The following is a 21,505-nucleotide window of genomic DNA, read 5'->3' as shown; positions in this document are numbered from 1 at the left end:
AATTTAAAAATAGGTAGTTAAATGAAAGTAATTGCTAATAAAACAGATGCTAGATTATTGGAACTCGATGACGGCGAGCAAATAAAACTATCTGCTGAGGGTGACCTAACAATCGTAGTAGTTAGCGTCACGAAGAGAATTAAAATTGGCGCCTTTGATTTCAATTTTATAGACGATGATAATGGTGGTTTTTACAAGTTAACGCATATGTTTCTTGACGAAAGTCCGGGATATACAGGCCAAGGTATTGGAAAAGAGTGTTTGAAATTCTGCCATGATCACACTGGCTCAGTAATTGTTTGTGGAAAATCTAATGGTGAAGAAGCTGATGATGGAAGCCACTTAACTGGCGGAGGCCAAGGTTTTGCAGAGCACATGATTGAGAAAGGTTTCATTTCAGGCCAAATGTAATACAGCTAACAAGCACTTTAAACGGAACAAAAACAGTTGGCTACGTTTCGCTTCGCTACACATTATAGCCAACAATTTTTGTCCGCTTAAGTGGGCGTTAGGTCTCTACGAGATCACACGAGCAATGTATGACGGTGTCGAGTGAATATGGAAAATAACTAGGGGCGCTATTGCGCCCCCAGTCCTTTCAGTACCATCTGCCGCCCTCCGGTGTCAGCGACCACATCAAGCTCAGCACCAGCTGGTTGGTGGTCTTGGCCGAGGGGCTCAGTGTGTAGGCGAACGACAAGACAGCCACTCAGCTATAACCACTCCTAGCTGTGTCCCCCCCTTCGCGCCTGAACGGATCTGATGGAAAGTGAAGGATCGCAAAAAGGATCTGCAATCCAGCACGCGGCCAGTGCTGGCGCGGGGAGCCGATACTCACCCCTAGTCTTTCATCTGCATGATTTTCAACACATAAAGCGCGCAGGCGAGGCGGGGTCCCGATTGCGCGCGCTGGATGTTGAGGGGCCTTTCGAGGCTCCGCTCATGCTCGCAGGTGCGCGTGAAGGATCTCGGGAGTGTGGTTGCGAAGGGATAGCCGGCGGTTGCCTGTAACACGACTGGTGGGCTCTGGCAGGATGGGAGTTCAGCCAAAACAAAGCCCCCTGGATAGGGGGCTTTGAATTAAATCATGGAGGAATTTGGAGGAATTCCAATTTGAAGATAGCCAAGGTTTTCAGCTTTGCACTGTCAGATCTGACAGTCGATAGGAGGTGAATCGGATTATCTCCTCCCCTGCCCACTCGTTGAACTGCGCAAAGTTCGCCTTCATGCTGTCGATCTCGTTGACGTCAAACACCTGGGCCGCCTTGGTCACATCCCCAAACCCGCCCGTGTTGTTCGGCACCACCCCCATCAGTTGCGGCGGTACCCGATGGGCCGCCAGCTGGTCATCCCGGCTCACCCCCTTGATAGACAGGAAATCATCCTTGGCCGCAATCTCGGCCACCGGGATCAGCTTCACCGAATCCGCCTTGCCACCCGGGGTGTAGAGCAGCAGGTTACGGAAGTTGCCCGGCCCCTTGCTGTTTTGCAGCGCCGTCTTGAGCGCGGTGATGTCGCCCTCGTTCTGCAGGGCATCGCTGATGTGCAGGATGAACCCCGCATGGCTGCCATTCTCGTAGTAGCGACGGCGAAACAGGGTGGCCGACTCGTTGAGCAGCGCCGAGTTCAGGCTGGCCACATAGTCGGGGATGCCGTAAATCTCCTGGTTAACGTCCGCCTCCATCACATGCCCCACATCACCGGCGGGCAACTCCACCTCATCCCCGGGCCTTGGCACCCACCAATAGCGATCCAGGTCGAGGGAGCGGCGGGTGTATTTGGCCGGCATCTGGTCATAGCGCAGCGTGCCGCCCAGCCGGTTGCGCACCCGCTGCAGGTGAGCGTTGCCGAAGATCTCGTAGTCCATCACCAGCCCGGTGAAGGCGGCCAAGCTCAGTTTCGGATGAGGGATGAAACAGCCGCGCAAGATATTGCGCTTCACCTGGATGGCCGAGGCGTGATGCACCGCCGCCCGATAGACCCGCGCCAGCCCGTGCAGGCTCAGGGGATGCTCATACCAGCGGCCGTTATGCATCGACTCCAGGTAATCGAACACCTCCCGCTGAGATAACACCGGGATAGCCTCTCCAAACGTAAACGCCTGCACACCGGCAGGCGAGTTGATCTGCTCACTCATCAGTAAATCTCCATAAAGCCGGAATTGGTGCCGGTCTGCCCCTCAAGAGGCTCATGTAACAGGGCTTGCATGGTTGCCCAGGCAATATCGGCGTGGCTGGTCTCATCAGATCGGCTGGCCTCGAAGGTGGGCAGCTTGCCGCTTTGGGTCACGGCGCGCCGTATGCTCATAAATGCCTGGGCCAAGTCGGTCCAGCCGCTGTCGAACTCCAGCCGCCCCTTGTTCATCACATCCTGTGCTTTCATCACCATCCGCATCTTCACGTTGGGGTTGTACTGAATGGCGGTCACTGCCGGATAAAACTGCTTCACCAGCTGATAGACCCCCTCCCCGATCCCGGTGGTATCGATGCCGATATAGGCGACGTTGTAGCGATCGCAGATGGCGCGAATGGATTTGGCCTGGGCGTCAAAGTCCATCCCCTGCCAGCGGTGGCGCTCCAACACCCGAAACTTGCCACCCGGCACCAGTGGCGGGGCCAGCACCGCGCAGCCGGCGCTGTCACCTTTGCCCCCCTTGGCCGGGTCATAGCCGATCCACACTGCCCGGTTGGCCAGCGGCCGCAAGGTGTGAGGCTTGTAGTCCTCCCACACCAGCCAGCTGTCGACCATGCAGCGCTGCAGCGTCGCCAGCGGAAACAGGCTCTCGGTGTCATCCATGAATTCGCACATCAGCAGGTTGCGGTATTCATCCTCGGAATACTCACTGCGCAGCTGATCCAGGTCGAACAGATTGCAGCCACCGCGCACCGCGTCCTCCACCGTGACGATCTGCCGCCACTGACCATCGGCGCACAACTTGCCGGCAGACAGGTTGGCGTGGCTCAGGTCAATCTCGACCCGGTCGGCCTTGGCCTTGCCGCGGTTAAAGTTGGCGCCAGACCAGAATCCATAAGCAGGATGGGAAAGGCTGGAGGGGGTGGAGATGTAGGTCTGGCGCCACTTCTTGTGCATCGCCATGCCGGAGGCCACCTTGCGGAACTCCAGAAAGCCGTGGATCCAGAAATACTCGTCCATGTAGATATTGCCGTGATAGCTCTGGGCGGTGCGGGCGTTGGTACCGAGGAAGTAAAGGTGCGCCCCGTTCGGCAGCACCATGGGGTCACCTTTGAGCTCGACCCCCTCCTCCTTGGCGAACTGGATGATGTACTGCTTGAACATGTGGGCCTGTGCCTTGCTGGCTGACAGGAAAATCTGGTTGCGCCCGGTCACCAGGGCATCAATGAACGCCTCGAAGGCAAAGAAGTAAGTAGCCCCAATCTGGCGCGACTTGAGCAGGTCGCGGATCCGGTACTCCTGCCCGGCCCGATACCAGACCCGCTGGTAATCGAACATGGTCGACTCAAACCGCTCGATGAGCCGCTCTTGCTGCTCGGGCTCCACCACGTTGCGCTCGGGCGCCTTCTTCGGCCCCTTGTTGCGGTTGGCGACCTTGGGGTTGAGGTCGGCCTCGTTGCCGCCGTTGCTGTACTTGTTGACCCGGGCGATGCGCTCGAGCTGGCGGCCCAGCAGATCAATCTCTTTGAAGTCGCCGCCGCTCTTGGTCTCCTTCATCACCAGCTGGATCATGCGCGCCTCGATGGCGCTATCCACACGGTCTATCGGTTTGATGTCCTCCCAGCCGTCGCGCTTCTTCCAGGTCGAGACGGTACCCTCCGGCGTTTGCAGCAACTCGGCAATGGCGCGCAGCGGGTACCCCTGAAAGAACAGGTACATGGCCTGCCGTCTGGGGTCGAGATGGGGAAAGATGATGGGTGCTGTTGTCATGGCGCCAGTCTACCCAGCCGCTACTACCCCAAACGCCCCACTGCCAGTGTGTAGCGCCACCACACACTGGCCCCGGATTGCACGATCCCGCCGCTCACCCAGACCATAACCGCGACATCACTACCCAATTACCAAAGGGATCCCAGCACATGCCTAAGTCCAAATTCTTCCGTGTCGCGGTTGAGGGGGGCACCACCGACGGGCGCGCCATCACCCGCGAATGGATTGAGCAGATGGCCCAGCGCTACAACCAGGCCACCTATGGCGCACGGGTCAATATGGAGCATATCCGGGGCCTCGACCCCAACGGCTTGTTCAAGATGTACGGCGACATCACCGCCGCCAAGACCGAAGAGGTCACCATCGAAGGGGAACAGCGGCTGGCCCTGTTCGTCCAGATTGACCCGACGCCGGAGCTGATCGCGCTGAACAAGAAGCGCCAGAAGGTCTACACCTCCATCGAGATCCACCCCAACCTGAACGAAAAAGGGGCCTACATGATGGGGCTGGCCGTCACCGACAGCCCGGCAAGCCTTGGCACCGAAATGCTGCAGTTCTGCAGCAAGGCCGCGGTCAACCCGCTGGCCGACCGCAAATACCATCCGGAATGCCTGTTTACCGAAGCCCTTGAAACCGTCATCGAGTTTGAAGATGAGCAGGAGAAAGGCCCGGGCCTGCTGGAACGGATCAGCGCCATTTTCACCAGTCACAAGCAGCAATCGACCGCCGATTTCAGCGAGGTGCATCAGGCCGTCGAAGCCGTCGCCAAAGAGGTGACCAGCCTCGATACCGACCTGCAAACCAGGTTCAACGAACTGACAGCCCGGCAAACGGCGACCGCCAACGCCCTGGCCGACCTGACCACCCAGCTCGAGCGCCAGGAAGATTTCAGCCACAAGCGCCAGCCTGCCACCGGTGACGATGGCACCAAGCCAACCAAAACCGATTTTTAAGGGACCCCGATAATGCGCAACGATACCCGTCAGCAATTCGAGCAGTACACCAGCCAACTGGCGAGCCTGAATGCCGTCAGCTCGGCCATGGTGCAATTCAGTGTCGAGCCCAGCATCCAGCAAAAGCTGGAAACCAAAATGCAGGAGTCCGTCGACTTCCTCGGCATGATCAACATCGTGCCGGTGGACGAACTCAAAGGGGAAAAGGTCGGCATCGGCATCAATGGCACCATCGCCTCTCGCACCGATACCAGTGGGGGCAAGGCTCGCGTCCCGTTCGACCCGACCGGACTGCAAAACACCAAATACGAGTGCGAAAAGACCAACTACGACACCAGCATCGGTTACGCCAAGCTTGATGCCTGGGCCAAGTTCAAAGACTTCCAGATCCGCATTCGCGATGCCATCGTCAAGCGCCAGGGCCTGGACCGCATCATGATCGGCTGGAACGGCAAACTTGCCGCGAAAGACACCGATCGCGTCCAGTTCCCCATGCTGCAGGACGTCAACATCGGCTGGATTGAGCACACCCGCCATGATGCTCCCGCCCAGGTGATGAGCGAAGGGGATGCGGGCACCGGCCATATCTACATCTACCAGCCCAACAGTGAAGCCGACACCAAAGAGGGTGATTACGGCAACCTCGACGCCCTGGTGTTCGATCTGGTCAACAGCAAGATCAAACCCTGGTACCAGGACGACACCGATCTGGTGGTGATCTGCGGCCGCAAACTGCTGGCCGACAAATACTTCCCCATCCTCAACGAGACCCGGGACAACCAGAACAAGCTGGCCGGCCAGGTGCTGGTGAGCCAGAAGCAGATCGGCGGCCTGCTGGCGATCCGCGTCCCCTTCGTCCCGGAAGACACCCTGATCGTCACCCGCCTCGACAACCTCTCCATCTACTGGCAGATCGGCGGCCGCCGTCGCCACCTGGAAGAGCAACCGAGCCTCGACCGCATCGTCAACTGGGAATCCTCCAACGATGCCTACGTGGTCGAGGATTACGACTGCATCGCCGTCGCAGAAAACATCACGCTGGGCGCCAAACCTGCGCCTGCAGGCGGTTAAGGAGCCACGATGACACCTGCACAACGACACACCGCCCGCATCATGGCCGCCCTGCAAGGGGCGGCCAATCCCGAGCAGGATCGCGCCGCCGCCAACCAGTACGAACTCCAGCTGATGCAGCTGGCCGAGCACCGCCGCACCCTCAAGGGCATTCAGAGCCTCGAGCGCAAGATTGACGCCAAACGCACCATGCTGGCCACTTACACACCTTGGATTGATGGCCTGCTGGCCGCCGATCGCGGCGGTCAGGATGACGTCATGGTGACCGTGATGCTTTGGCACCTCGACACCGGCGATCTGGCAGGCGCCCTGCCGATGGCTGATTACGTGATCCGCCACGGCCTCAATACCCCGGACCAGTACGAACGCACCGCCCCCACCCTCATCGCCGAAGAGGTGGCCGACACCGCCATCAAGCTGCAAGAGGCGGGCAATGGCCCATCCCTGCCATTGCTCAGCAGCTACATGAGCATGCTGGCTGACTGCGACATCTTCGACCAGGTACGCGCCAAGTTGCACAAGGCGGTGGGCCGCGCCTGTTATGCCGAAGGGCTTAAGGAGCAAGCGGCCGACCACTACCGCCGCGCCATCGAACTGCACGACAAGGTGGGCATCAAGCGAGAGCTGGAAGATCTGCTGCGCGAGATCAAAAAAGAGAAAGCCGCCGCCGGCCAGCCCGCCAACGAACCGGCACCGCAGCCAGGCGCTGAGCCCCAATCCGAATCACAGCCACCCGAACAGCCTGACCCCGCCCCCGGCGAGGCCAGCTAACCGAGCGAACCCCGCACCCTGGGCGGCTCGGGCCTGACGAATGCCAGCGGCATACCAGACGGTCCGACCACCGCCCAACATGCGGCGCCACCTCACATCAGGAGCACCATGAGCACCATGAGCACCATGAGCACCGGATTTTTAGCCACCAACCCGACACCGGCCGCCACAGAAGAGGGCGACATCACCAGCGCCCCCTTCTGGCCGGCGATCTCGCTCTGCGCGCTGCGCGACACCGTCCGGCTCGATGGCACCATCACCACCGCCCGCCTCACCCATGCGGTGATCGACGCCATCACCAGCGTCAACCGGGATCTGGCCCAGTGGCGCAGCACCAGAGAAAGCGAAGGTCACGCCACCCTGGCCGCCGTCCCCGCCGAGCCCATCAATGGCGAATCGGTACACCTGCACAGCTACCGACGCGCCGTCTACGCCATGACCCGCGCCAACCTGCTGGAGCGCTACACCGACTACAGCGCCACCGGTGACGGCATCAAAGGGGCCGATGCCAAAGAGATAAGTTCGGATGACCTCTACCGCGACGCCCGCTTTGCCATCCGCGACATCATCGGCACCACCCACACCACGGTGGAGCTCATCTGATGCAACTGCGCAGCCTGCAGGGTGACACCCTCGATCTCATCCTGTTTCGTCACTACGGCTACACCGCAGGCATCACCGAGCAGGTGCTCAACCTCAACCCCGGTCTGGCAGCGCTCGGCCCCATCCTGCCAACCGGCACCCTCATCAACATGCCAGCGGCCCCCACTCAGGCCGAACAGCCGCTGATCCAGCTATGGGACTGACTGTCATGCGACACAAGAGAACACCGACATGAGCCGCCTCGACGACGAACTCGAACGACTGGCCAACATCAGCGAGCAACAACTGGCTGCCCGCATCCATGCCGCCCGCATTGCTGGCACTGGCCCCCACTACTGCATCGACTGCGACGACCCGATCCCGCAGGAGCGCCGCGAGGCGATCCGGGGCTGCGAGCGCTGCGCCGACTGCCAGACCATCTACGAATTCCAACTCGCCCGCCACTGCGGCAGCAAACGATAGGAGAGCACGATGCCAGAACCGATTTCCTCCAGCGCTGCAACCAGCACCCTCACCGGTCTGGCCTTGCTGTTCACCCTGCCCGGGGTGGATCCCTCCGTCGTGCTCGGCGCACTCACCGGCGCGGTGCTGTTTATCTCGGCCGCCGAAGAGCAGGGACGTCTGCGCCGGATTGCCCTGTTTGTCGCCTCGTTTATCAGCGGCCTGCTGCTGGCCGGCTTTACCTGCCAACTGCTGGAGGTACTGCTGCCCGCCCGCGTCCAGGTCAGCAATGCGATCGGCTCGCTGATCGCCTCCGCCATGATGGTGCGCCTGCTGCAGCTCATCATGCGCAATCAAGATCGGCTACTTGAAGCCTTGTTTAACAAAAGGGGGCAACCATGATCCCGACGACTCCGACCGGTGTGTTTATCTACACCGCACTTTACGCCCTGATCTGCGCCGCCATTTTCCTGCGGGTCATGCTTTTTGACCGCAAAGGTGGCGAGTATCGCGCCCTGCCCGCCTGGATGGCGTGGCTGCTCTGCGTGCTGTCAGGCTCCATTCCGCTGCGCTTTCTGTTCGGTGGCATTCCGGTGCCAGATCCGGCCGCCTTCGGGCTCGCCCTCTTCCTGCTGTGCGCCGTGCTCAACACCCGCGGCTCGGTGCACCACCTGCTGCCCCGGGGCAAACCGTCCAGCACCGACCATGCCCGGGATATTTACCGGAGGTACCAGCCATGAGCCTGAAAAAAGGGGATACCGGCACCGCCGTGGCCGACCTGCAACGCCGCCTCACCGCCGCCGGTTATCCGGTGGCTGTCGATGGCTGGTTTGGTGAGGCAACCGAGCAGGCGCTGATCGCCTTCCAGCGGGATTACATGATCGCCGCCATCGGTCAGGCGGGCCCGCGCACCCTGGCCGCCCTGCTCGGCAGTGAACGCGGCAACCAACTGACCATCAACCACATGCAGGCCAGTGCCGATCTGCTGGCGGTACCGCTGGCCACCATGGCCACCGTTGCCCAGGTCGAGAGCATCGGCGAAGGCTTCACCCAAACCATGCGCCCGGTGGTGCTGTTCGAGCGGCATGTGTTCTACCAGCAGCTCACCAAACGCCAGGGCAAGGCGGCGGCCGACCAACTGGCCGCCCATTACCCCAACCTGGTCAACCCCAAGCGCGGCGGCTATGCAGGCGGCGCAGCCGAGTGGGAGCGGCTGCAACTGGCCATCAGCCTGCATCGGGATGCAGCCATCGAGTCGGCCAGCTGGGGCATGTTCCAGATCATGGGCTACCACTGGCAGCCGCTGGGCTTTGCCTCTGCCAGCGACTGGCAGGCGGCCATGCAGCGCAGCGAGGTCGAACACCTCACCGCCCTGTGCCGCTTTATCCAGCAAGACCCCGCCATGCACAAGGCACTGCAGGGGCGAAAGTGGGCGGATTTCGCCCGCCGCTACAACGGCCCGGCGTTTAAGGAGAACGAATACGACACCAAGCTGGCCAAGTGGTTTGCGCACTTCACCAAGGTCTATCAGGTGCAGGAGGTGGCCAATGTGGCGTGAGCTGCTGGGCTCGCCCCTCAGCTGGTTGCTGCTGGCGTTGGTTGTCGCCCTTGGTGGCTGGGGCTGGTCAGCCCGCTCGGCGGCCAAGGCCAAAGGGGACGTCACCACCCTGCAAACCAGTCTCAAGGCAGCCGAAGAGAAAACCAGAGAGGCCGAGCGGCGCGAGCAGCTTAAAGAGACCGCCATCGCCACCCTCACCCGGGAACTGACCACCCAGGCACAAGCGGCGCAGAAGCTGCAGGGCCAGCTCGACCAGCTGACGCAGGCCGCCGCTACCCGCGCCGACACCATCAAGAGGCTCAAACGTGAAAATGCCGAACTCAAGGCTTGGGCTGATCGCCCTCTGCCTGATCCTGTTATCAGGCTGCTCCAGCGCACCGCCCTCACCGGCGCCGCAGATTATCAGGCTCACCTGTCCGGCACCGAGCCGCTGCCAGCTGCCGCCGGCGGCGCCACTCAATAACGGCGACTTGCTCGACCAGCTGAGCCAGACCGAAGCCGCCTGGGCCAGTTGCGCCGCCAAGGTCGATAGCCTCATCACCTGCCAGACACGACAACAACGGAGTGAAGATGGAAAAGCCAAAACAGATCCGTGAGGTGCTGACCCGCTGCGTGCCGCACCTCAAAATCAACCCGGACAAGCTGCACATCTTTATCGCCCCGGGCAATATCGAAAGCACCGGCGCCCGCACCCTCTCGTTCGAGTGGCAATACCCCCTCACCATCGGCATTGAAGACTTTGCGGGCCACCCGGATCAGATCATGGTGCCGCTGCTGGCCTGGCTGCGCCAACACCAGCCCGAGCTGATGACCAACGACGAGCAGCGCAAGGATGGCATCACCTTCGAGGCCGAATACCTCGCGAGCGACCTGATGGATCTCATCATCACCGTCAAGCTGACCGAGCGGGTCAAGGTATGGCAGAACGAACAGGGGATTGGCTGGGAACATCTGCCAGAACCGCCGGAAGACCCTTATGACGGCATCACCTGGGAGCTCTTTATCAACGAGGAACCGCAGCCATGGCCACCGACGACCTGAACCGGCTGATCAGCTGGGCCGATGGTCTGCTGGCCAGCATGACACCAGCCGCCCGCCGCCAACTGATGGGGGAAATGGCCCGCAGCCTGCGCGCCAGTCAGAGCAAACGGATCAGGGCCAACATCCAGCCGGATGGCAGCCCCATGACCCCGCGCAAGCCGCTCAAAAAGTTGGCGAAAAAACGTGGTGCCACCCGCCGCAAGATGTTTCAGCATCTGGTCAGCCCCCGCTGGCTCAAGGCAACCAGCACAGAAAATCAGGCCGTGGTCGAGTTTGTCGGCTCGGCCAACCGCCTCGCTACCATCCACCAATATGGTTTAAAAGATCGAATCAAAGGTTTCGAGATCAATTATCCCACTAGAACACTATTAGGCTTTGGTACCAAGGATATCCAAAAAATTGAAAACATGGTGTTGATATCTTTAGCCAAATAGAAAATAGTCAGATGAAAATCTGAAATGTGAACTTGATCAATGTTCATGTTTTACCTGTAGGGAATACATAGACAAAGTAAATTTTATGCGATATTTATATAACTTTTGAACTGTGGGTAACCTCAGTATCAACAGATAATGGTTCATAGTTTCTACAATAACAGGAGACAATCATGTCTGAAGGAACGCCAATAGACCTAGGAACAATTGGAATGGGCATACCTATTATTTATCGTGATGTTGTATCCAAAATTCTCTCTTATCACATTGCGATAGAATCAGCACTAGAAATGTACATTGAGAAAAATAACATTTCTTCTGAAAAACAATTCTTCGCTCGCTTAAGATCTGTTGAAGAAAATTCCGGCAATAATGACTGGAGCATTGAAGCATGTAAAAAACTAAATAAAATTAGAAACAGTTGCGTGCATATTGACTCTAAAGAATACAAGAACCTTCAAAAACGCATAGACATACCAACGCAAGAATTCATTGATTTTGTAAGCAAATACAATGTCAGGCATTCAGCACATAAAATGTCTAATTTTGATTGGGCTTGTACTTTAACATACCAAAGAATTTATGAGATTTTAAATTTAGAATATGATGACTTAATACTTGGAGAGTTTGCAAGACTACCTAATTCATTAGCTAGAAACTTCCAACCTATATAATATGGGTTAATACTCACAACCATTGTGTAATACAACTACACACTAACCTCCCCTCGCCTTCCCGGCCATTGCCCAAAACAATGGCCCCATGCAACCGACCCCAACCGAACTCAAACGCCTGATCGACAACCTGATCCGCATTGGCACCGTCACCGCCGTGCGCTCTGGGGAGTGTCGCGTCAAAACCGGCGAGATCACCACCAACTGGCGGCCCTACACCACAGAACGGGCCGGGGCTAACCGCACCCGCCACCGCCTGAGCCTGGGCGAGCAGGTGATCCTGCTCTCCGTCAGCGGCGATCTGCGCAATGCCTATATCGTCGGCCGCCTCAATGCTGACCAGTACCCCGAACCGTTGGCCGAAAATGACAACCCGGATCTCGACCGCACCGAATACGCCGATGGTGCCGTCATCGAATACAACCCTGAAACCGGAGCACTCAACGCCACCGGCATCAAGTCCGCCACTATCTCGGCATCGGTAACCGTCAAGCTGATCACCCCGCTGGTCGAATGCACCAAGGCGCTCAAGGTTGGCACCACCATCAGCGCGGGGGGCAAGATTACCGCCCCCACCGCAACCATCGGCGGCATAGAAGTCACGACCCATAAACATAAAGACACTATGCCGGGCAACGGCACATCAGGGGGCCCTGTATGAACTGGCTCGGCATGAATGCCGCCAATGGCCGCGCCATCAGCGCCACCGACCACATCATCCAGTCGGTGCGCGACATCCTTATCACCCCGGTGGGCTCGCGGGTGATGCGCCGTGACTACGGTAGCGAGCTCTTTTACCTCATCGACATGCCCCAGCATCAAGCCACCCGCCTGCGCCTGATGGCCGCCACTGTGCAGGCCCTTATCAACTGGGAACCGCGCATCACCGTCACCCGCGTCGATGTACTGGGCAGCGGCATGGATGGCGCCTTAACCATCGAGCTCACCTGGCAGCGCAAAGATGGCGGCGTGCTGGAGTCTGCAACCATCCCCATTCCGACAGGAGCCGCCCAGTGAGCAATGTAGACCTGACCCAGCTGCCGCCACCGGAAGTCGAGGAAACCCTCGACTTCGAGGCCATCCTGGCCAAGCGCAAAGCCACCCTGATCAGCTACTACCCAGCAGACCAGCAGGCGGCCATTGCTGCCACGCTGGAACTTGAATCAGAGCCGCTCAACAAGCTGCTGCAGGAGAACGCCTACAACGAAATGATCCTGCGGGCCCGCATCAACGATGCCGCCAAGCAGACCCTGCTTGCCTTTGCCAGTGGCACGACCCTTGACCATGTGGCTGGTGAGTACGAACTCGAACGCCTGCTGGTCACCCCGGGTGACCCCAACGCCACCCCTCCCATCGAGCCGGTGTATGAATCTGATGACCGCCTGCGCCTGCGCTGCCAAATGGCTTATGAGGGCATGGCCACGGCGGGCCCGATCAATGCCTACAAGTTTCACGCCCTCTCGGCCAGTGCCGAGGTGGCCGATGTCGCCGTCGATAGCCCCACCCCGGGTACTGTCAGAGTGACCATCCTCTCACCGGCAGGCCAGCCGAGCGCCGACACCCTCAATCTGGTCGATAAAGCGCTCTCAGCCGAAGACGTGCGCCCGCTCTGCGATCTGGTGGCAGTCGAACCCGCCCAGATCAAACCCTATGCCATCGATGCCACCCTCAACGCCATCGGCCTGGGTAAAGAGCAGGCCATTGCTGCCGCGAAAGATGCCATGGCCAAAACGGCCGCCGCTTACTACCGGGTCGGGGCCACCGTCCCGCTTTCCGCCATCTATGCCGCCCTGCACCAGCCGGGGATCGATAGCGTCACCCTGCGCGCGCCGCTGACCGACGTCACCTGTAGCGCACAGCAGGCCGCCAAACTCACCTCCATCACCCTCGACTAAGGACACCACCATGGCAAACGCCCTCTATGACAAAGGCCGCGAAAAGTTTCTCACCGGCGCCATCAATGCCAGCGCCGACACCCTCAAGTGTGCCCTGCTCAAAAGCACCTATTCACCGACCCTTGCCAGCGACGAGTTCTACAGCGGAATTTCAGCCCATGTTGTCGGAACCCCGCAGACCCTGACCAGCAAAACCGTTTCCGCTGGCGTGCTCGACGCGGCTGATGTCACGTTCTCGGCAGTGCCAACCGCTAACGTCAACTACTGCGCCATCTACAAAGACACCGGCAACGCCGCGACCAGCCCGCTGATCGCCCTGTTCGACACCGCGGCGGGCCTGCCGGTCAGCACCAACGGCGGCGACATCATCATCGCCTGGGATAACGGCCCCAATAAGATCTTCAAGCTCTGATGGCAACCCTCTATCCCGTCTGGCGCGGGTCACTCACCTATCACGACGGCACTCTGTCATATGACGGGGCTGCCCTCTATCGGGGCACAGTGCAAGGCCCGGATGATCCAGCGCCAAAAGCCATTGCCGGGGTCAGAGTTGGCCTGACAGTGGCAGGGATAGAAGCAGGCCAAGTCGGGATGGCATCGCTCATTCAACGCGCCAAGCCAACCGGGATCAGCCAATTTGCCGCCGGGGCCAACAAGCTGACCAGCCGCACCAAAGCCATCGCTATCAGCGATGGCGCACAGGGCGCTCCGGCAACGACCATCCGGGCCACGGTTGCAACAATGGGCGATCTGCTCGCCATGGGGACGGCTGACATGTCAACACAGATAACCCTTGTCGGGCTTGATGCGGGGATGGTCGGCACGGCGGGAGTCAGAACCCGGCTCGCTACCGGCGGATTCCCCCCTGATGCCATCAAGGCGCCGACCATTCAGCAGCGGCTGGCTCCTGCAGGGTTCGCTCTCGGCGTCATCGGCAGCCACAAGGCCAAGGTGCGACAGACCATCGGTGATCTGACTGACGGTCAGCAAGGTGAGCCATTGCTGAAAACCAAGCTGGCGCAGGCGGCAACCGCCTTTACCGGCGCAATGGGCACACCGATCGCCAAGTACGCCCAGATCATCTACCCGATGGCGCCAGCCCTGCCAGCAGCAACCCAGCCAGCCCTGACCATCACCCTGGCACACGATGGACTTGAGCCCCCATTGGTAAGCCCGTTCACCGCCATCACTCGCTTGGCTACCCAAGGGGCCGATGCCGGTGGCATGGGGTCGCACAAGGTGCATCGCCTGCCGCTGGCAACGCCTGCCACTCGCGATCTGCTACCTCCATCGGCGAGCAGACTGGAGCACCTGACTGCCGCCGCGCTGGGCTGCAACCTGACACCAGAAGTCATTACCTCCACCCGCTTTGCCAACACCTGCCCGGCGCCGCTGCTGCCTTGGCTGGCATGGGCCCGTTCGGTGGACTGGTGGGAGCTGGCGGAATCGGAAGACCAGCAGCGGGCGCTGATCAAAGCCTCGTTCAGGTTGCATCAGCGCAAGGGCACCCCATGGGCCATCAAGGAGGCGCTGAACGTGCTGGGCTTTGGTGACAGTACCATCATCGAGCGCGCCACCGGCCGCCGCTATGACGGCACACTCAGCTACAACGGCAACGAACCCCACGGCGACCCGACCCGCTGGGCAGTCTATCGGGTCATCCTGACTCGCCCGGTCACCACCGAACAGGCCAACCGCATCAAGCGCCTGTTGGCAGAGATGGCCCCAGCCCGCTGCCACCTCTCTGCGCTCGATTACACCCGGGCGCCCGTTACCTACAACGGCGCCGCAACCTACAACGGCAACTACAACCACGGAGCCTCGTGATATGGCGAATTTACAAGAGGTCGTCAGCTGGGAGGCTGGCATCTACCAACTCGAAACCGGTGATCCGGTGCTGGGCGGCCCGGGCGGCATCTCCAACAAGCAAGCACAAGCGCTTGCCAATCGTACCGCCTACCTGAAAAAACACGTCGATGATATCGAAGGGGGCAACACGGCGGCGGGCAAGGCCAACAAGCTCAGCACCGCCCGCAATATTGCCCTGGCTGGCGATGTGACCGGTCAGGCGGCATTTGATGGCAGCGGCAACATCACCATCACCGCCACCTATAAAAACTCAGGAGTGGTGGCGGGTACCTATCGCTCGGTCACCGTCGATGCCAAGGGCAACATCACTGCCGGCAGCAACCCAACCACTCTGGCAGGCTATGGCATCACCGATGCCATTCCCAACGCACAAAAAGGCGCAGCCAATGGGGTAGCAACACTCGATGGCAGTGGCAAGGTCCCCGTTAACCAGATCCCGGCCACGGCCATCACCGACACCTTTGTCGTCAGCACCCAGGCCGCCATGCTGGCCCTGACCGCCGAGGTCGGAGATATCGCCGTACGTACCGACCTCAACAAGAGCTTCATCCTGCGGGTAGCTGGCGCCACCACCCTGGCCAACTGGCAAGAACTGCTCACCCCGACTGACTCGGTGCAATCGGTGGATGGCATGACCGGGGCGGTAACCATCGCCACCGCCAGCGAAGCCGTGAAGGGTAAGGCACAGATCGCCACCCAGGCAGAGGTGAACGCCGGTACCGATGATGCCAAATTCGTCACCGCCAAGAAGCTGTTGGCATGGGTCAAACAGGCATCAGAAACCGCTCTCGGTTTGATCAAGGTGGCAACCCAGGCACAAACCAATGCAGGAACAGCCGATGATGTGGCGGTCACCCCCAAGAAGCTGCGCAGCGGTCTTTCTGTGGGTCTGGGCCTCAATGGTTACATTGCACTACCGAGTTGGATGGGGGGCTTGATCATTCAGTGGTCATCGGTACTGTCCAACGCCACAGGCTTCGCTCCAGTAACATGGTCGGTCCCATTTCCCAATGCCTGCTTCACAGCACTACCGACGCCGTTTGTTGGCTCTGGTGGCGCGCAAAACGTCAACTTCACCCTGACCCAGCTTGGTGCGCCATCCACTACCGGACACAACTGTTCTTGCTGGGTAAATGGCGTTCAGTCCAACGCAAATGGGCAAGTCGGTGTGCGATACCTCGCCATTGGCTACTAACGAAGGAGGCAATATGTTTCGTTTTAATCCGCAAAATTGCGCGTTTTACCCGTACAGCCTGAAAAGCTGTTACATCGAAGCCGGCGCCTGGCCAGTTGATGGGATAGATGTTGGATTTGAGACGTTCAAACAATTCAGACTCGACTTGCCACCATCAGGCATGACGGTTGGTGCTGATGCTGACGGAAAACCAATCTGGGTCCCCACGCCAGAAGAGCCAACCGAAGATCCGATGCCAATAGTGAGATAACGCCACAACACCCCGCCTTGTGCGGGGTGTTTCGTTACTGCCGCCCATAACCCCATTGTCACCGCCCATCCAGTGTATCCAAGCCAGATACACTGGCCGCCGCTCGCCTGACATCCCCTGCCCCTGCATCCTGACCCTGTTCACATCACCTGCATTACCTACGCAAAGAATGCTCCGTCCGGACAACAGGAGAACCTATGGCACTGGACCAATTCCACCACGGCGTGCGCGTCGTCGAAGCGACCGAGGGTACCCGTACCATCCGCACCGTCGCCACGGCGGTGATCGGCATGGTCTGCACCAGCGAAGACGCCGACGCCACCTACTTCCCCCTCGACAAGCCTGTGCTGATCGCCAACCTGCCAGCGGCCATCGCCAAGGCAGGCAGCGAGGGGAACCTGAAACGCTCGCTGCAAACCATCTATGACACCGTCAACACCATCGTTATCGCCGTGCGCGTGGCTAAAGGCGCGGATGCAGCAGCGCTGACCAGCAACATCATCGGCACCATCAAGCCCGATGGTAGCTACACCGGCCTCAAAGCACTGGAGCGGGCCACCCCGGCTACCGGCGTCAAGCCGCGCATCCTCTGCGTGCCGGACAACTGTACCCTGCCGGTGTCCACTGCGCTGGCGGGCATGGCCAAGAAGCTGCGCGCCTTTGCTTATGTACCGACCATCGCCGAGACCGTCGAGGCTGCGCTGGCCTACCGTGAAAATTTCTCCAGCCGTGAGCTGATGCTGGTGCATGCCGACTGGACGGCGTGGGACATTGCCACCAATGCCAGCATCAAGCTCGATGCCTGCCTCAAGGCCGCAGCCATGAGGGCGCTCATCGACAAAGAGATTGGCTGGCACAAGACCCTGTCGAACGTCGGTGTGACCGGGGTCGATGGCATCACCAAAAACCTGTTCTGGGATCTGCAAGACCCCGACACCGAGGTCGGCCTGCTCAACGCCAACGAAGTCACCGCCCTGATCCGCTCTGACGGCTTTCGCTACTGGGGCAACCGCACCTGCTCAGACGATCCCCTGTTCGCCTTCGAGAACTACACCCGCACCGCCCAGATCCTGGCTGACACCATGGCAGAGGCCCACATGTGGGCCAACGACAAGCCGCTGCACCCTTCCCTGGTCAAAGACATCGTCGAAGGGATCAAGGCCAAGGGGCGCGAGCTGGTGAACGGCGGTTATCTGCTCGGGTTTGACTGCTGGTACAACGAGGAGCTCAACGACAAGGACACCCTCAAGGCGGGCAAGCTGCGCATTGATTACAACTACACCCCGGTGCCGCCGCTCGAAGACCTCGGTTTCATCCAGCGCGTCACCGACCACTACCTGATCGACTTCGGCGCCCGCGTCGCGGCCGCAGCATAAGGAGCCCCCATGGCACTGCCACGCAAACTCAAACGCCTGAACGTCTTTCTCAACGGCGAGAACTGGGTGGGTGAAGCGGAAGATTTCACCCCGGCCAAATTGACCCGCAAGTTTGAAGCCTATCGCGGCGGCGGCATGGGCGGCGCCGTCAACATCGACATGGGATTCGATGACAGCGCCCTCGATATCTCGTTCACCTTCGGCGGCTATGGCGAGCCCCTGCTGCGCTGCATGGGGGAACCCAAGGCCGATGGCACCATGGTGCGCTTTGCCGGCTCGGTGCAGGGCGACGACACCGCCGAGGTGGTACCCGTCGAGATCATCTGCCGTGGCCGCTTCAAAGAGCTCGACCGCGGCACCCTCAAGGCCGGTGACAACTCCCAGGCCAAGGTCGGCATGGTCAACACCTACTACAAGGAGACCATCAACGGTCAGGTGATCCATGAAATCGACCTCATCAACATGATTGAGATCGGCCCCGATGGCGTCGACCGCATGGCCGAGCACCGCAAAGCCCTCGGCCTCTAACCCCTTATCTCATCCAATGGGCGGCCCTTATCCAACCAATAAGTGCCGCCCTCACCACATCACCAGGAACCGACACCATGGAAAACAAAACCGTTACCCTCGACCAAGCCATCCAGCGCGGCGACACTACCCTCACCGAGATCCAGCTGCGCAAGCCCAAGGCGGGCGAAATGCGCGGCCTCAATATGACCGATGTGGTGCAGATGGACGTCAACGCCCTCACCAAACTGCTGCCCCGCATCACCACCCCCATGTTGACCGAAGCCGAGATTGGCAACATGGATCCGGCTGACCTGATGCAACTGGGCAGCGAGGTAAGCGCTTTTTTGGTACCGAAGAGAATGGCCTACCTCATTGCGTAGACGAGGTGATGGCCGATCTGGCCATCATCGCCCACTGGCCGCCGTCCGAGATGGCGGTCATGGAGATCAGCGAGCTGATGGGCTGGCACCAACGCCTCGTTGAGACTCACAACCGCATCAACGGGGCAGAACAACAATGAACCCTCTCAAACTTCAAATCCTGCTTAACGGGATCGACAAGCTCACCGCCCCCCTCAAGGCAGCCAGCGGCCAGAGCCGCATCACCGCCAAAGACCTGGTCGACACGAAAAAGCGCATCAAGGAGCTGGAAGCCCAGAGCGGCCAGATTGATGGCTATCGCACCCTCGGCCAGCAGATTGGCGCAACCCGCGCCCAGCTGACCCAAGCCCAGCGCGACGCCCAGCAGATGGCCCAGCAATTCGCCAAGGTCGAGCAACCGACCAAGGCCATGACCCGGGCTATGGAGCAAGCCAAGCAGAAGGTGCGCAACCTCTCCCAGCAAGAGCGGGAAATGGTCGCCCGTCACGGCAGCCTGAAACGGGCCATGAGCGAGGCAGGCATCAACACCAAACAGCTGGGCCAGCACCAGCGCCAGCTCAAGAGCGATCTCGCCGCCGCCAACAGCCAGCTCGACCAGCAGCGGGCCAAGCTGGGGCAACTGGCCGACCAGCAAAAGCGCCTTAACCAGATCAAAGCCAACTACGACAAAACCATGTCTATGCGCGGCACTCTGGCGGGCTATGGCGCTGCGGGCATGGCCACCGGGGCCGCCGCCATCTACAAGGGCACCAATATCGCGGGCAAGGCGATGGGCTTTGATGTCGATATGTCCAAGGTGCAGGCGATCACCCGGCTGAGCAAAGAGAGCAGCGAACTGGCCGCCCTGCGGGCCCAGGCACGGGAGCTCGGCGCCAATACCGCCTTCACGGCGGGTGAAGCGGCGCAGGGTCAGGGCTTTCTGGCCATGGCCGGTTTCACCCCCAAGGCAATCCGTGATGCCATGCCCGGGGTGCTCGATATTGCCAAAGCGGGCGGCGTCGAGATTGCTGCCGCCGCTGACATCGGATCCAACATCCTGACCGGCTTCAAGCTGCCGGCCAACCAGATGACCCGCTTGGGGGATGTGATGGTCGGCACCTTCACCCGCGCCAACGTCGACTTGCAGATGCTGGGCGAAACCATGAAATACGTGGGGCCGGTAGCCGCAGGGCTCGGGGTCGACCTTGAAACCGCCTCTGCCATGGCGGGCAAGCTGGGAGATGCGGGTATTCAGGGCAGCATGGGCGGGACTGCCATCCGCGCCATTCTCGGCCGTTTGGCCTCCCCGCCCAAGGCCGCGAATGATGCGCTGGCCGCCCTCAACGTCAAGACCGCCGATGCGGCGGGCAACCTGCGCTCGCTGCCAGATATCCTGGACGAGCTCTACAAGAAAACCAGCAAGATGGGGGACGCCACCCGCTCGGGCTACTTCAAGGCCATCGCCGGCGAAGAGGCATTTGCCGCCCTGACCGTGCTGACCGAGCAGGCTGGTTCCGGCAAGCTGCAGGAGCTGATCGCCACCTTGAAGCAAACGCAGGGGGAAGCGGGCAAGGTCGCCAAGGTGATGGCCGATAACGCCATCGGCGACCTGGACAACCTCACCTCCGCCTGGGACGACGTAGGGATCCAGATGATGGAGACCGAAAACGGCCCACTGCGCGGCATTATCCAGCGCGTCACCGAGATCATCCAGGTCACTGGCGACTGGATGCGGGCCAACCCCGAGCTGACTTCGACCCTGACTCGTATCGCGGCGGTCACCGCCGTAACGGCTGCCGCTGGCGGATCGCTGCTGCTGATTGTGGCCGGGCTGCTGGGGCCACTGGCCGCCATCAAGATGGGGCTTTCAACCCTGCTGGTTTATGGCGGCCCGCTGCTGACCTTCATCAAGGCGCTGACCATGGGCATGGTCAGGCTCGGGATTGCCATGCTTACCACCCCGATCGGCTGGTTCATCATGGGGATTGTGGCAATCGCGGCCGGGGCCTACCTGCTCTACAAACATTGGGATGGGGTCACCAAGTGGTTCAGCGACCTATGGGCCCAGTGCAAGGCCCCTGCTCTCGCCTTCTGGGAACTCCTGAAAGAGCTCTTCTCATGGACCCCCATCGGCATGCTGATCATGCACTGGGACGAAATCTGGGCCTTCTTCGATACCCTGCCTGCGGGCGCCACCAACAAGGGTAAGGCCATCATCGACGGCCTGATTGGCGGCATCAGTGCCAAGTGGGAGAGCTTGAAGAACAAGATCAAAGCCCTCACCGACCTGCTGCCGGACTGGATGACGGGGGGCGGCTCGGTCACCGCCAACGTCAATCCGTCCGGCTACCTCACCGGCAACTACAACACCCCAGCCATGGCGGGCGGTTCGGGATACGGCCCGCGCATCGTCACCCAGGTGCGACCTGTGGCCAGAGGCAACAGCACCACCCAGATCCACACCCCGATCAGTATCACCCAGCAGCCGGGACAATCAGCCACCGATGTGGCGCAAGAGGTGCGCCGCGAACTGGACCGACGCGAACGCCAGGCTGCCGCCAGTGGCCGCGCCTCCCTGACCGACCGCAACTAAGGAGCAACC

The 21,505-nt window shown here is 60.3% G+C and carries 29 protein-coding genes and 1 pseudogene; 27 read left to right on the top strand and 3 right to left on the bottom strand.

Annotation, left to right across the window (positions count from 1 at the left end; all coding sequences use genetic code 11):
• The first annotated feature begins 21 nt into the window (after window positions 1-21).
• Window positions 22-411, top strand: coding sequence for a hypothetical protein (locus IU367_RS10610; RefSeq protein ID WP_274454271.1), 390 nt, complete (start codon window positions 22-24; stop codon window positions 409-411).
• A 167-nt stretch (window positions 412-578) separates the two neighbouring features.
• On the opposite strand, the pseudogene IU367_RS10605 reads toward IU367_RS10610, so the two are convergent.
• The 3 genes and pseudogenes from IU367_RS10605 to IU367_RS10595 all read right to left on the bottom strand — a co-directional run.
• Window positions 579-709, bottom strand: a pseudogene (locus tag IU367_RS10605) (transcriptional regulator); the annotation flags it as partial.
• Between the two features lie 423 nt (window positions 710-1,132).
• Window positions 1,133-2,137, bottom strand: coding sequence for a phage portal protein (locus IU367_RS10600; protein ID WP_013723865.1), 1,005 nt, complete (start codon window positions 2,135-2,137; stop codon window positions 1,133-1,135).
• A complete protein-coding gene (locus IU367_RS10595; protein WP_274454270.1) occupies window positions 2,137-3,903 on the bottom strand; it encodes a terminase ATPase subunit family protein in 1,767 nt (588 codons plus the stop codon). Before IU367_RS10595 ends, IU367_RS10600 begins: the two co-directional genes overlap by 1 nt.
• Window positions 3,904-4,052: 149 nt before the next feature.
• Between IU367_RS10595 and IU367_RS10590 the strand changes: the two genes are divergently transcribed.
• The 26 genes from IU367_RS10590 (at window position 4,053) to IU367_RS10465 (ending at window position 21,496) form a co-directional block, all read left to right on the top strand.
• Window positions 4,053-4,856: a GPO family capsid scaffolding protein gene (locus tag IU367_RS10590; protein WP_274454269.1), complete on the top strand. Its 804-nt coding sequence runs from the start codon at window positions 4,053-4,055 to the stop codon at window positions 4,854-4,856.
• A 12-nt stretch (window positions 4,857-4,868) separates the two neighbouring features.
• The gene (locus IU367_RS10585) at window positions 4,869-5,927 is read left to right on the top strand and encodes a phage major capsid protein, P2 family (protein ID WP_216994499.1); all 1,059 of its coding nucleotides are present in this window, start codon (window positions 4,869-4,871) and stop codon (window positions 5,925-5,927) included.
• A gap of 9 nt (window positions 5,928-5,936) precedes the next feature.
• Window positions 5,937-6,698 carry a phage terminase small subunit gene (gene gpM / locus IU367_RS10580; RefSeq protein ID WP_274454268.1) on the top strand — a complete coding sequence of 254 codons (762 nt, stop codon included), beginning with the start codon at window positions 5,937-5,939 and terminating at the stop codon, window positions 6,696-6,698.
• A 126-nt stretch (window positions 6,699-6,824) separates the two neighbouring features.
• Window positions 6,825-7,301 carry a head completion/stabilization protein gene (locus IU367_RS10575; RefSeq protein ID WP_337999350.1) on the top strand — a complete coding sequence of 159 codons (477 nt, stop codon included), beginning with the start codon at window positions 6,825-6,827 and terminating at the stop codon, window positions 7,299-7,301.
• A complete protein-coding gene (locus IU367_RS10570; RefSeq protein ID WP_005352059.1) occupies window positions 7,301-7,504 on the top strand; it encodes a tail protein X in 204 nt (67 codons plus the stop codon). Before IU367_RS10575 ends, IU367_RS10570 begins: the two co-directional genes overlap by 1 nt.
• Window positions 7,505-7,532: 28 nt before the next feature.
• Entirely contained in the window at window positions 7,533-7,763 is a 231-nt protein-coding gene (locus IU367_RS10565; protein ID WP_274454266.1) for a TraR/DksA C4-type zinc finger protein, read from the top strand.
• Window positions 7,764-7,772: 9 nt separating this feature from the next.
• Window positions 7,773-8,144, top strand: coding sequence for a putative holin (locus IU367_RS10560; protein ID WP_274454265.1), 372 nt, complete (start codon window positions 7,773-7,775; stop codon window positions 8,142-8,144).
• Complete coding sequence (locus tag IU367_RS10555; protein ID WP_013723873.1) at window positions 8,141-8,482, top strand: phage holin family protein; 342 nt, start codon at window positions 8,141-8,143, stop codon at window positions 8,480-8,482. Before IU367_RS10560 ends, IU367_RS10555 begins: the two co-directional genes overlap by 4 nt.
• The gene (locus tag IU367_RS10550) at window positions 8,479-9,300 is read left to right on the top strand and encodes an N-acetylmuramidase family protein (RefSeq protein ID WP_274454264.1); all 822 of its coding nucleotides are present in this window, start codon (window positions 8,479-8,481) and stop codon (window positions 9,298-9,300) included. The genes IU367_RS10555 and IU367_RS10550 overlap by 4 nt, the downstream gene beginning before the upstream one ends.
• A complete protein-coding gene (gene lysB / locus IU367_RS10545; RefSeq protein ID WP_274454263.1) occupies window positions 9,290-9,763 on the top strand; it encodes an Rz-like lysis system protein LysB in 474 nt (157 codons plus the stop codon). Before IU367_RS10550 ends, lysB begins: the two co-directional genes overlap by 11 nt.
• Window positions 9,648-9,896 carry an Rz1-like lysis system protein LysC gene (lysC, locus tag IU367_RS10540; protein WP_274454372.1) on the top strand — a complete coding sequence of 83 codons (249 nt, stop codon included), beginning with the start codon at window positions 9,648-9,650 and terminating at the stop codon, window positions 9,894-9,896. Before lysB ends, lysC begins: the two co-directional genes overlap by 116 nt.
• Window positions 9,871-10,341 (top strand): phage tail protein, encoded by a 471-nt coding sequence (locus IU367_RS10535; protein WP_274454262.1) that lies wholly within the window; start codon window positions 9,871-9,873, stop codon window positions 10,339-10,341. The genes lysC and IU367_RS10535 overlap by 26 nt, the downstream gene beginning before the upstream one ends.
• Window positions 10,323-10,775: a phage virion morphogenesis protein gene (locus IU367_RS10530; RefSeq protein WP_274454260.1), complete on the top strand. Its 453-nt coding sequence runs from the start codon at window positions 10,323-10,325 to the stop codon at window positions 10,773-10,775. The genes IU367_RS10535 and IU367_RS10530 overlap by 19 nt, the downstream gene beginning before the upstream one ends.
• Window positions 10,776-10,948: 173 nt before the next feature.
• On the top strand, window positions 10,949-11,449 hold the full coding sequence (locus tag IU367_RS10525) for a hypothetical protein (protein ID WP_143241702.1): 501 nt from the start codon (window positions 10,949-10,951) through the stop codon (window positions 11,447-11,449).
• A gap of 88 nt (window positions 11,450-11,537) precedes the next feature.
• Window positions 11,538-12,110: a phage baseplate assembly protein V gene (locus IU367_RS10520; RefSeq protein WP_274454259.1), complete on the top strand. Its 573-nt coding sequence runs from the start codon at window positions 11,538-11,540 to the stop codon at window positions 12,108-12,110.
• Window positions 12,107-12,466: a GPW/gp25 family protein gene (locus IU367_RS10515; protein ID WP_274454257.1), complete on the top strand. Its 360-nt coding sequence runs from the start codon at window positions 12,107-12,109 to the stop codon at window positions 12,464-12,466. Before IU367_RS10520 ends, IU367_RS10515 begins: the two co-directional genes overlap by 4 nt.
• The gene (locus IU367_RS10510) at window positions 12,463-13,344 is read left to right on the top strand and encodes a baseplate assembly protein (protein WP_274454256.1); all 882 of its coding nucleotides are present in this window, start codon (window positions 12,463-12,465) and stop codon (window positions 13,342-13,344) included. Before IU367_RS10515 ends, IU367_RS10510 begins: the two co-directional genes overlap by 4 nt.
• A gap of 10 nt (window positions 13,345-13,354) precedes the next feature.
• Window positions 13,355-13,756: a hypothetical protein gene (locus IU367_RS10505; protein ID WP_274454255.1), complete on the top strand. Its 402-nt coding sequence runs from the start codon at window positions 13,355-13,357 to the stop codon at window positions 13,754-13,756.
• A 179-nt stretch (window positions 13,757-13,935) separates the two neighbouring features.
• Window positions 13,936-15,171: a phage tail protein I gene (locus tag IU367_RS10500; protein ID WP_274454254.1), complete on the top strand. Its 1,236-nt coding sequence runs from the start codon at window positions 13,936-13,938 to the stop codon at window positions 15,169-15,171.
• A 1-nt stretch (window position 15,172) separates the two neighbouring features.
• Complete coding sequence (locus tag IU367_RS10495; protein WP_274454253.1) at window positions 15,173-16,408, top strand: gp53-like domain-containing protein; 1,236 nt, start codon at window positions 15,173-15,175, stop codon at window positions 16,406-16,408.
• 13 nt (window positions 16,409-16,421) lie between these two features.
• A complete protein-coding gene (locus tag IU367_RS10490; RefSeq protein ID WP_274454252.1) occupies window positions 16,422-16,658 on the top strand; it encodes a tail fiber assembly protein in 237 nt (78 codons plus the stop codon).
• A 197-nt stretch (window positions 16,659-16,855) separates the two neighbouring features.
• Window positions 16,856-18,034, top strand: a complete 1,179-nt coding sequence (locus IU367_RS10485; RefSeq protein ID WP_274454251.1) for a phage tail sheath protein — start codon at window positions 16,856-16,858, stop codon at window positions 18,032-18,034.
• A 9-nt stretch (window positions 18,035-18,043) separates the two neighbouring features.
• Complete coding sequence (locus IU367_RS10480) at window positions 18,044-18,562, top strand: phage major tail tube protein (RefSeq protein ID WP_139411940.1); 519 nt, start codon at window positions 18,044-18,046, stop codon at window positions 18,560-18,562.
• A 77-nt stretch (window positions 18,563-18,639) separates the two neighbouring features.
• Entirely contained in the window at window positions 18,640-18,924 is a 285-nt protein-coding gene (locus tag IU367_RS10475) for a phage tail assembly protein (protein WP_019445430.1), read from the top strand.
• An 8-nt stretch (window positions 18,925-18,932) separates the two neighbouring features.
• Window positions 18,933-19,064 carry a GpE family phage tail protein gene (locus tag IU367_RS10470; protein ID WP_041202707.1) on the top strand — a complete coding sequence of 44 codons (132 nt, stop codon included), beginning with the start codon at window positions 18,933-18,935 and terminating at the stop codon, window positions 19,062-19,064.
• Window positions 19,061-21,496 (top strand): phage tail tape measure protein, encoded by a 2,436-nt coding sequence (locus IU367_RS10465; protein ID WP_274454250.1) that lies wholly within the window; start codon window positions 19,061-19,063, stop codon window positions 21,494-21,496. Before IU367_RS10470 ends, IU367_RS10465 begins: the two co-directional genes overlap by 4 nt.
• The last annotated feature ends 9 nt before the right edge of the window (window positions 21,497-21,505 follow it).

Origin of the sequence: Aeromonas bestiarum (assembly GCF_028751155.1) — a bacterium.
Lineage (GTDB): Bacteria > Pseudomonadota > Gammaproteobacteria > Enterobacterales > Aeromonadaceae > Aeromonas > Aeromonas bestiarum.
Note: the sequence above shows the minus strand (reverse complement) of the source record. Positions and strands in the feature narration are given on the sequence as shown.

Bases quoted from the DNA above. Each gene is read 5' to 3' on its own strand.
- IU367_RS10475 (WP_019445430.1), top strand. From the start codon at position 18,640: ATGGAAAACAAAACCGTTACCCTCGACCAAGCCATCCAGCGCGGCGAC.
- IU367_RS10535 (WP_274454262.1), top strand. From the start codon at position 9,871: ATGGAAAAGCCAAAACAGATCCGTGAGGTGCTGACCCGCTGCGTGCCG.
- IU367_RS10570 (WP_005352059.1), top strand. From the start codon at position 7,301: ATGCAACTGCGCAGCCTGCAGGGTGACACCCTCGATCTCATCCTGTTT.
- IU367_RS10610 (WP_274454271.1), top strand. From the start codon at position 22: ATGAAAGTAATTGCTAATAAAACAGATGCTAGATTATTGGAACTCGAT.
- IU367_RS10600 (WP_013723865.1), bottom strand. From the start codon at position 2,137: ATGAGTGAGCAGATCAACTCGCCTGCCGGTGTGCAGGCGTTTACGTTT.
- IU367_RS10585 (WP_216994499.1), top strand. From the start codon at position 4,869: ATGCGCAACGATACCCGTCAGCAATTCGAGCAGTACACCAGCCAACTG.
- IU367_RS10560 (WP_274454265.1), top strand. From the start codon at position 7,773: ATGCCAGAACCGATTTCCTCCAGCGCTGCAACCAGCACCCTCACCGGT.
- IU367_RS10495 (WP_274454253.1), top strand. From the start codon at position 15,173: ATGGCGAATTTACAAGAGGTCGTCAGCTGGGAGGCTGGCATCTACCAA.
- lysB (WP_274454263.1), top strand. From the start codon at position 9,290: ATGTGGCGTGAGCTGCTGGGCTCGCCCCTCAGCTGGTTGCTGCTGGCG.
- IU367_RS10555 (WP_013723873.1), top strand. From the start codon at position 8,141: ATGATCCCGACGACTCCGACCGGTGTGTTTATCTACACCGCACTTTAC.
- IU367_RS10590 (WP_274454269.1), top strand. From the start codon at position 4,053: ATGCCTAAGTCCAAATTCTTCCGTGTCGCGGTTGAGGGGGGCACCACC.
- gpM (WP_274454268.1), top strand. From the start codon at position 5,937: ATGACACCTGCACAACGACACACCGCCCGCATCATGGCCGCCCTGCAA.
- IU367_RS10500 (WP_274454254.1), top strand. From the start codon at position 13,936: ATGGCATCGCTCATTCAACGCGCCAAGCCAACCGGGATCAGCCAATTT.
- IU367_RS10530 (WP_274454260.1), top strand. From the start codon at position 10,323: ATGGCCACCGACGACCTGAACCGGCTGATCAGCTGGGCCGATGGTCTG.
- IU367_RS10480 (WP_139411940.1), top strand. From the start codon at position 18,044: ATGGCACTGCCACGCAAACTCAAACGCCTGAACGTCTTTCTCAACGGC.
- IU367_RS10465 (WP_274454250.1), top strand. From the start codon at position 19,061: ATGAACCCTCTCAAACTTCAAATCCTGCTTAACGGGATCGACAAGCTC.
- IU367_RS10550 (WP_274454264.1), top strand. From the start codon at position 8,479: ATGAGCCTGAAAAAAGGGGATACCGGCACCGCCGTGGCCGACCTGCAA.
- IU367_RS10595 (WP_274454270.1), bottom strand. From the start codon at position 3,903: ATGACAACAGCACCCATCATCTTTCCCCATCTCGACCCCAGACGGCAG.
- IU367_RS10490 (WP_274454252.1), top strand. From the start codon at position 16,422: ATGTTTCGTTTTAATCCGCAAAATTGCGCGTTTTACCCGTACAGCCTG.
- IU367_RS10565 (WP_274454266.1), top strand. From the start codon at position 7,533: ATGAGCCGCCTCGACGACGAACTCGAACGACTGGCCAACATCAGCGAG.
- IU367_RS10520 (WP_274454259.1), top strand. From the start codon at position 11,538: ATGCAACCGACCCCAACCGAACTCAAACGCCTGATCGACAACCTGATC.
- IU367_RS10575 (WP_337999350.1), top strand. From the start codon at position 6,825: ATGAGCACCGGATTTTTAGCCACCAACCCGACACCGGCCGCCACAGAA.
- IU367_RS10525 (WP_143241702.1), top strand. From the start codon at position 10,949: ATGTCTGAAGGAACGCCAATAGACCTAGGAACAATTGGAATGGGCATA.
- IU367_RS10515 (WP_274454257.1), top strand. From the start codon at position 12,107: ATGAACTGGCTCGGCATGAATGCCGCCAATGGCCGCGCCATCAGCGCC.
- IU367_RS10485 (WP_274454251.1), top strand. From the start codon at position 16,856: ATGGCACTGGACCAATTCCACCACGGCGTGCGCGTCGTCGAAGCGACC.
- IU367_RS10470 (WP_041202707.1), top strand. From the start codon at position 18,933: ATGGCCGATCTGGCCATCATCGCCCACTGGCCGCCGTCCGAGATGGCG.
- IU367_RS10505 (WP_274454255.1), top strand. From the start codon at position 13,355: ATGGCAAACGCCCTCTATGACAAAGGCCGCGAAAAGTTTCTCACCGGC.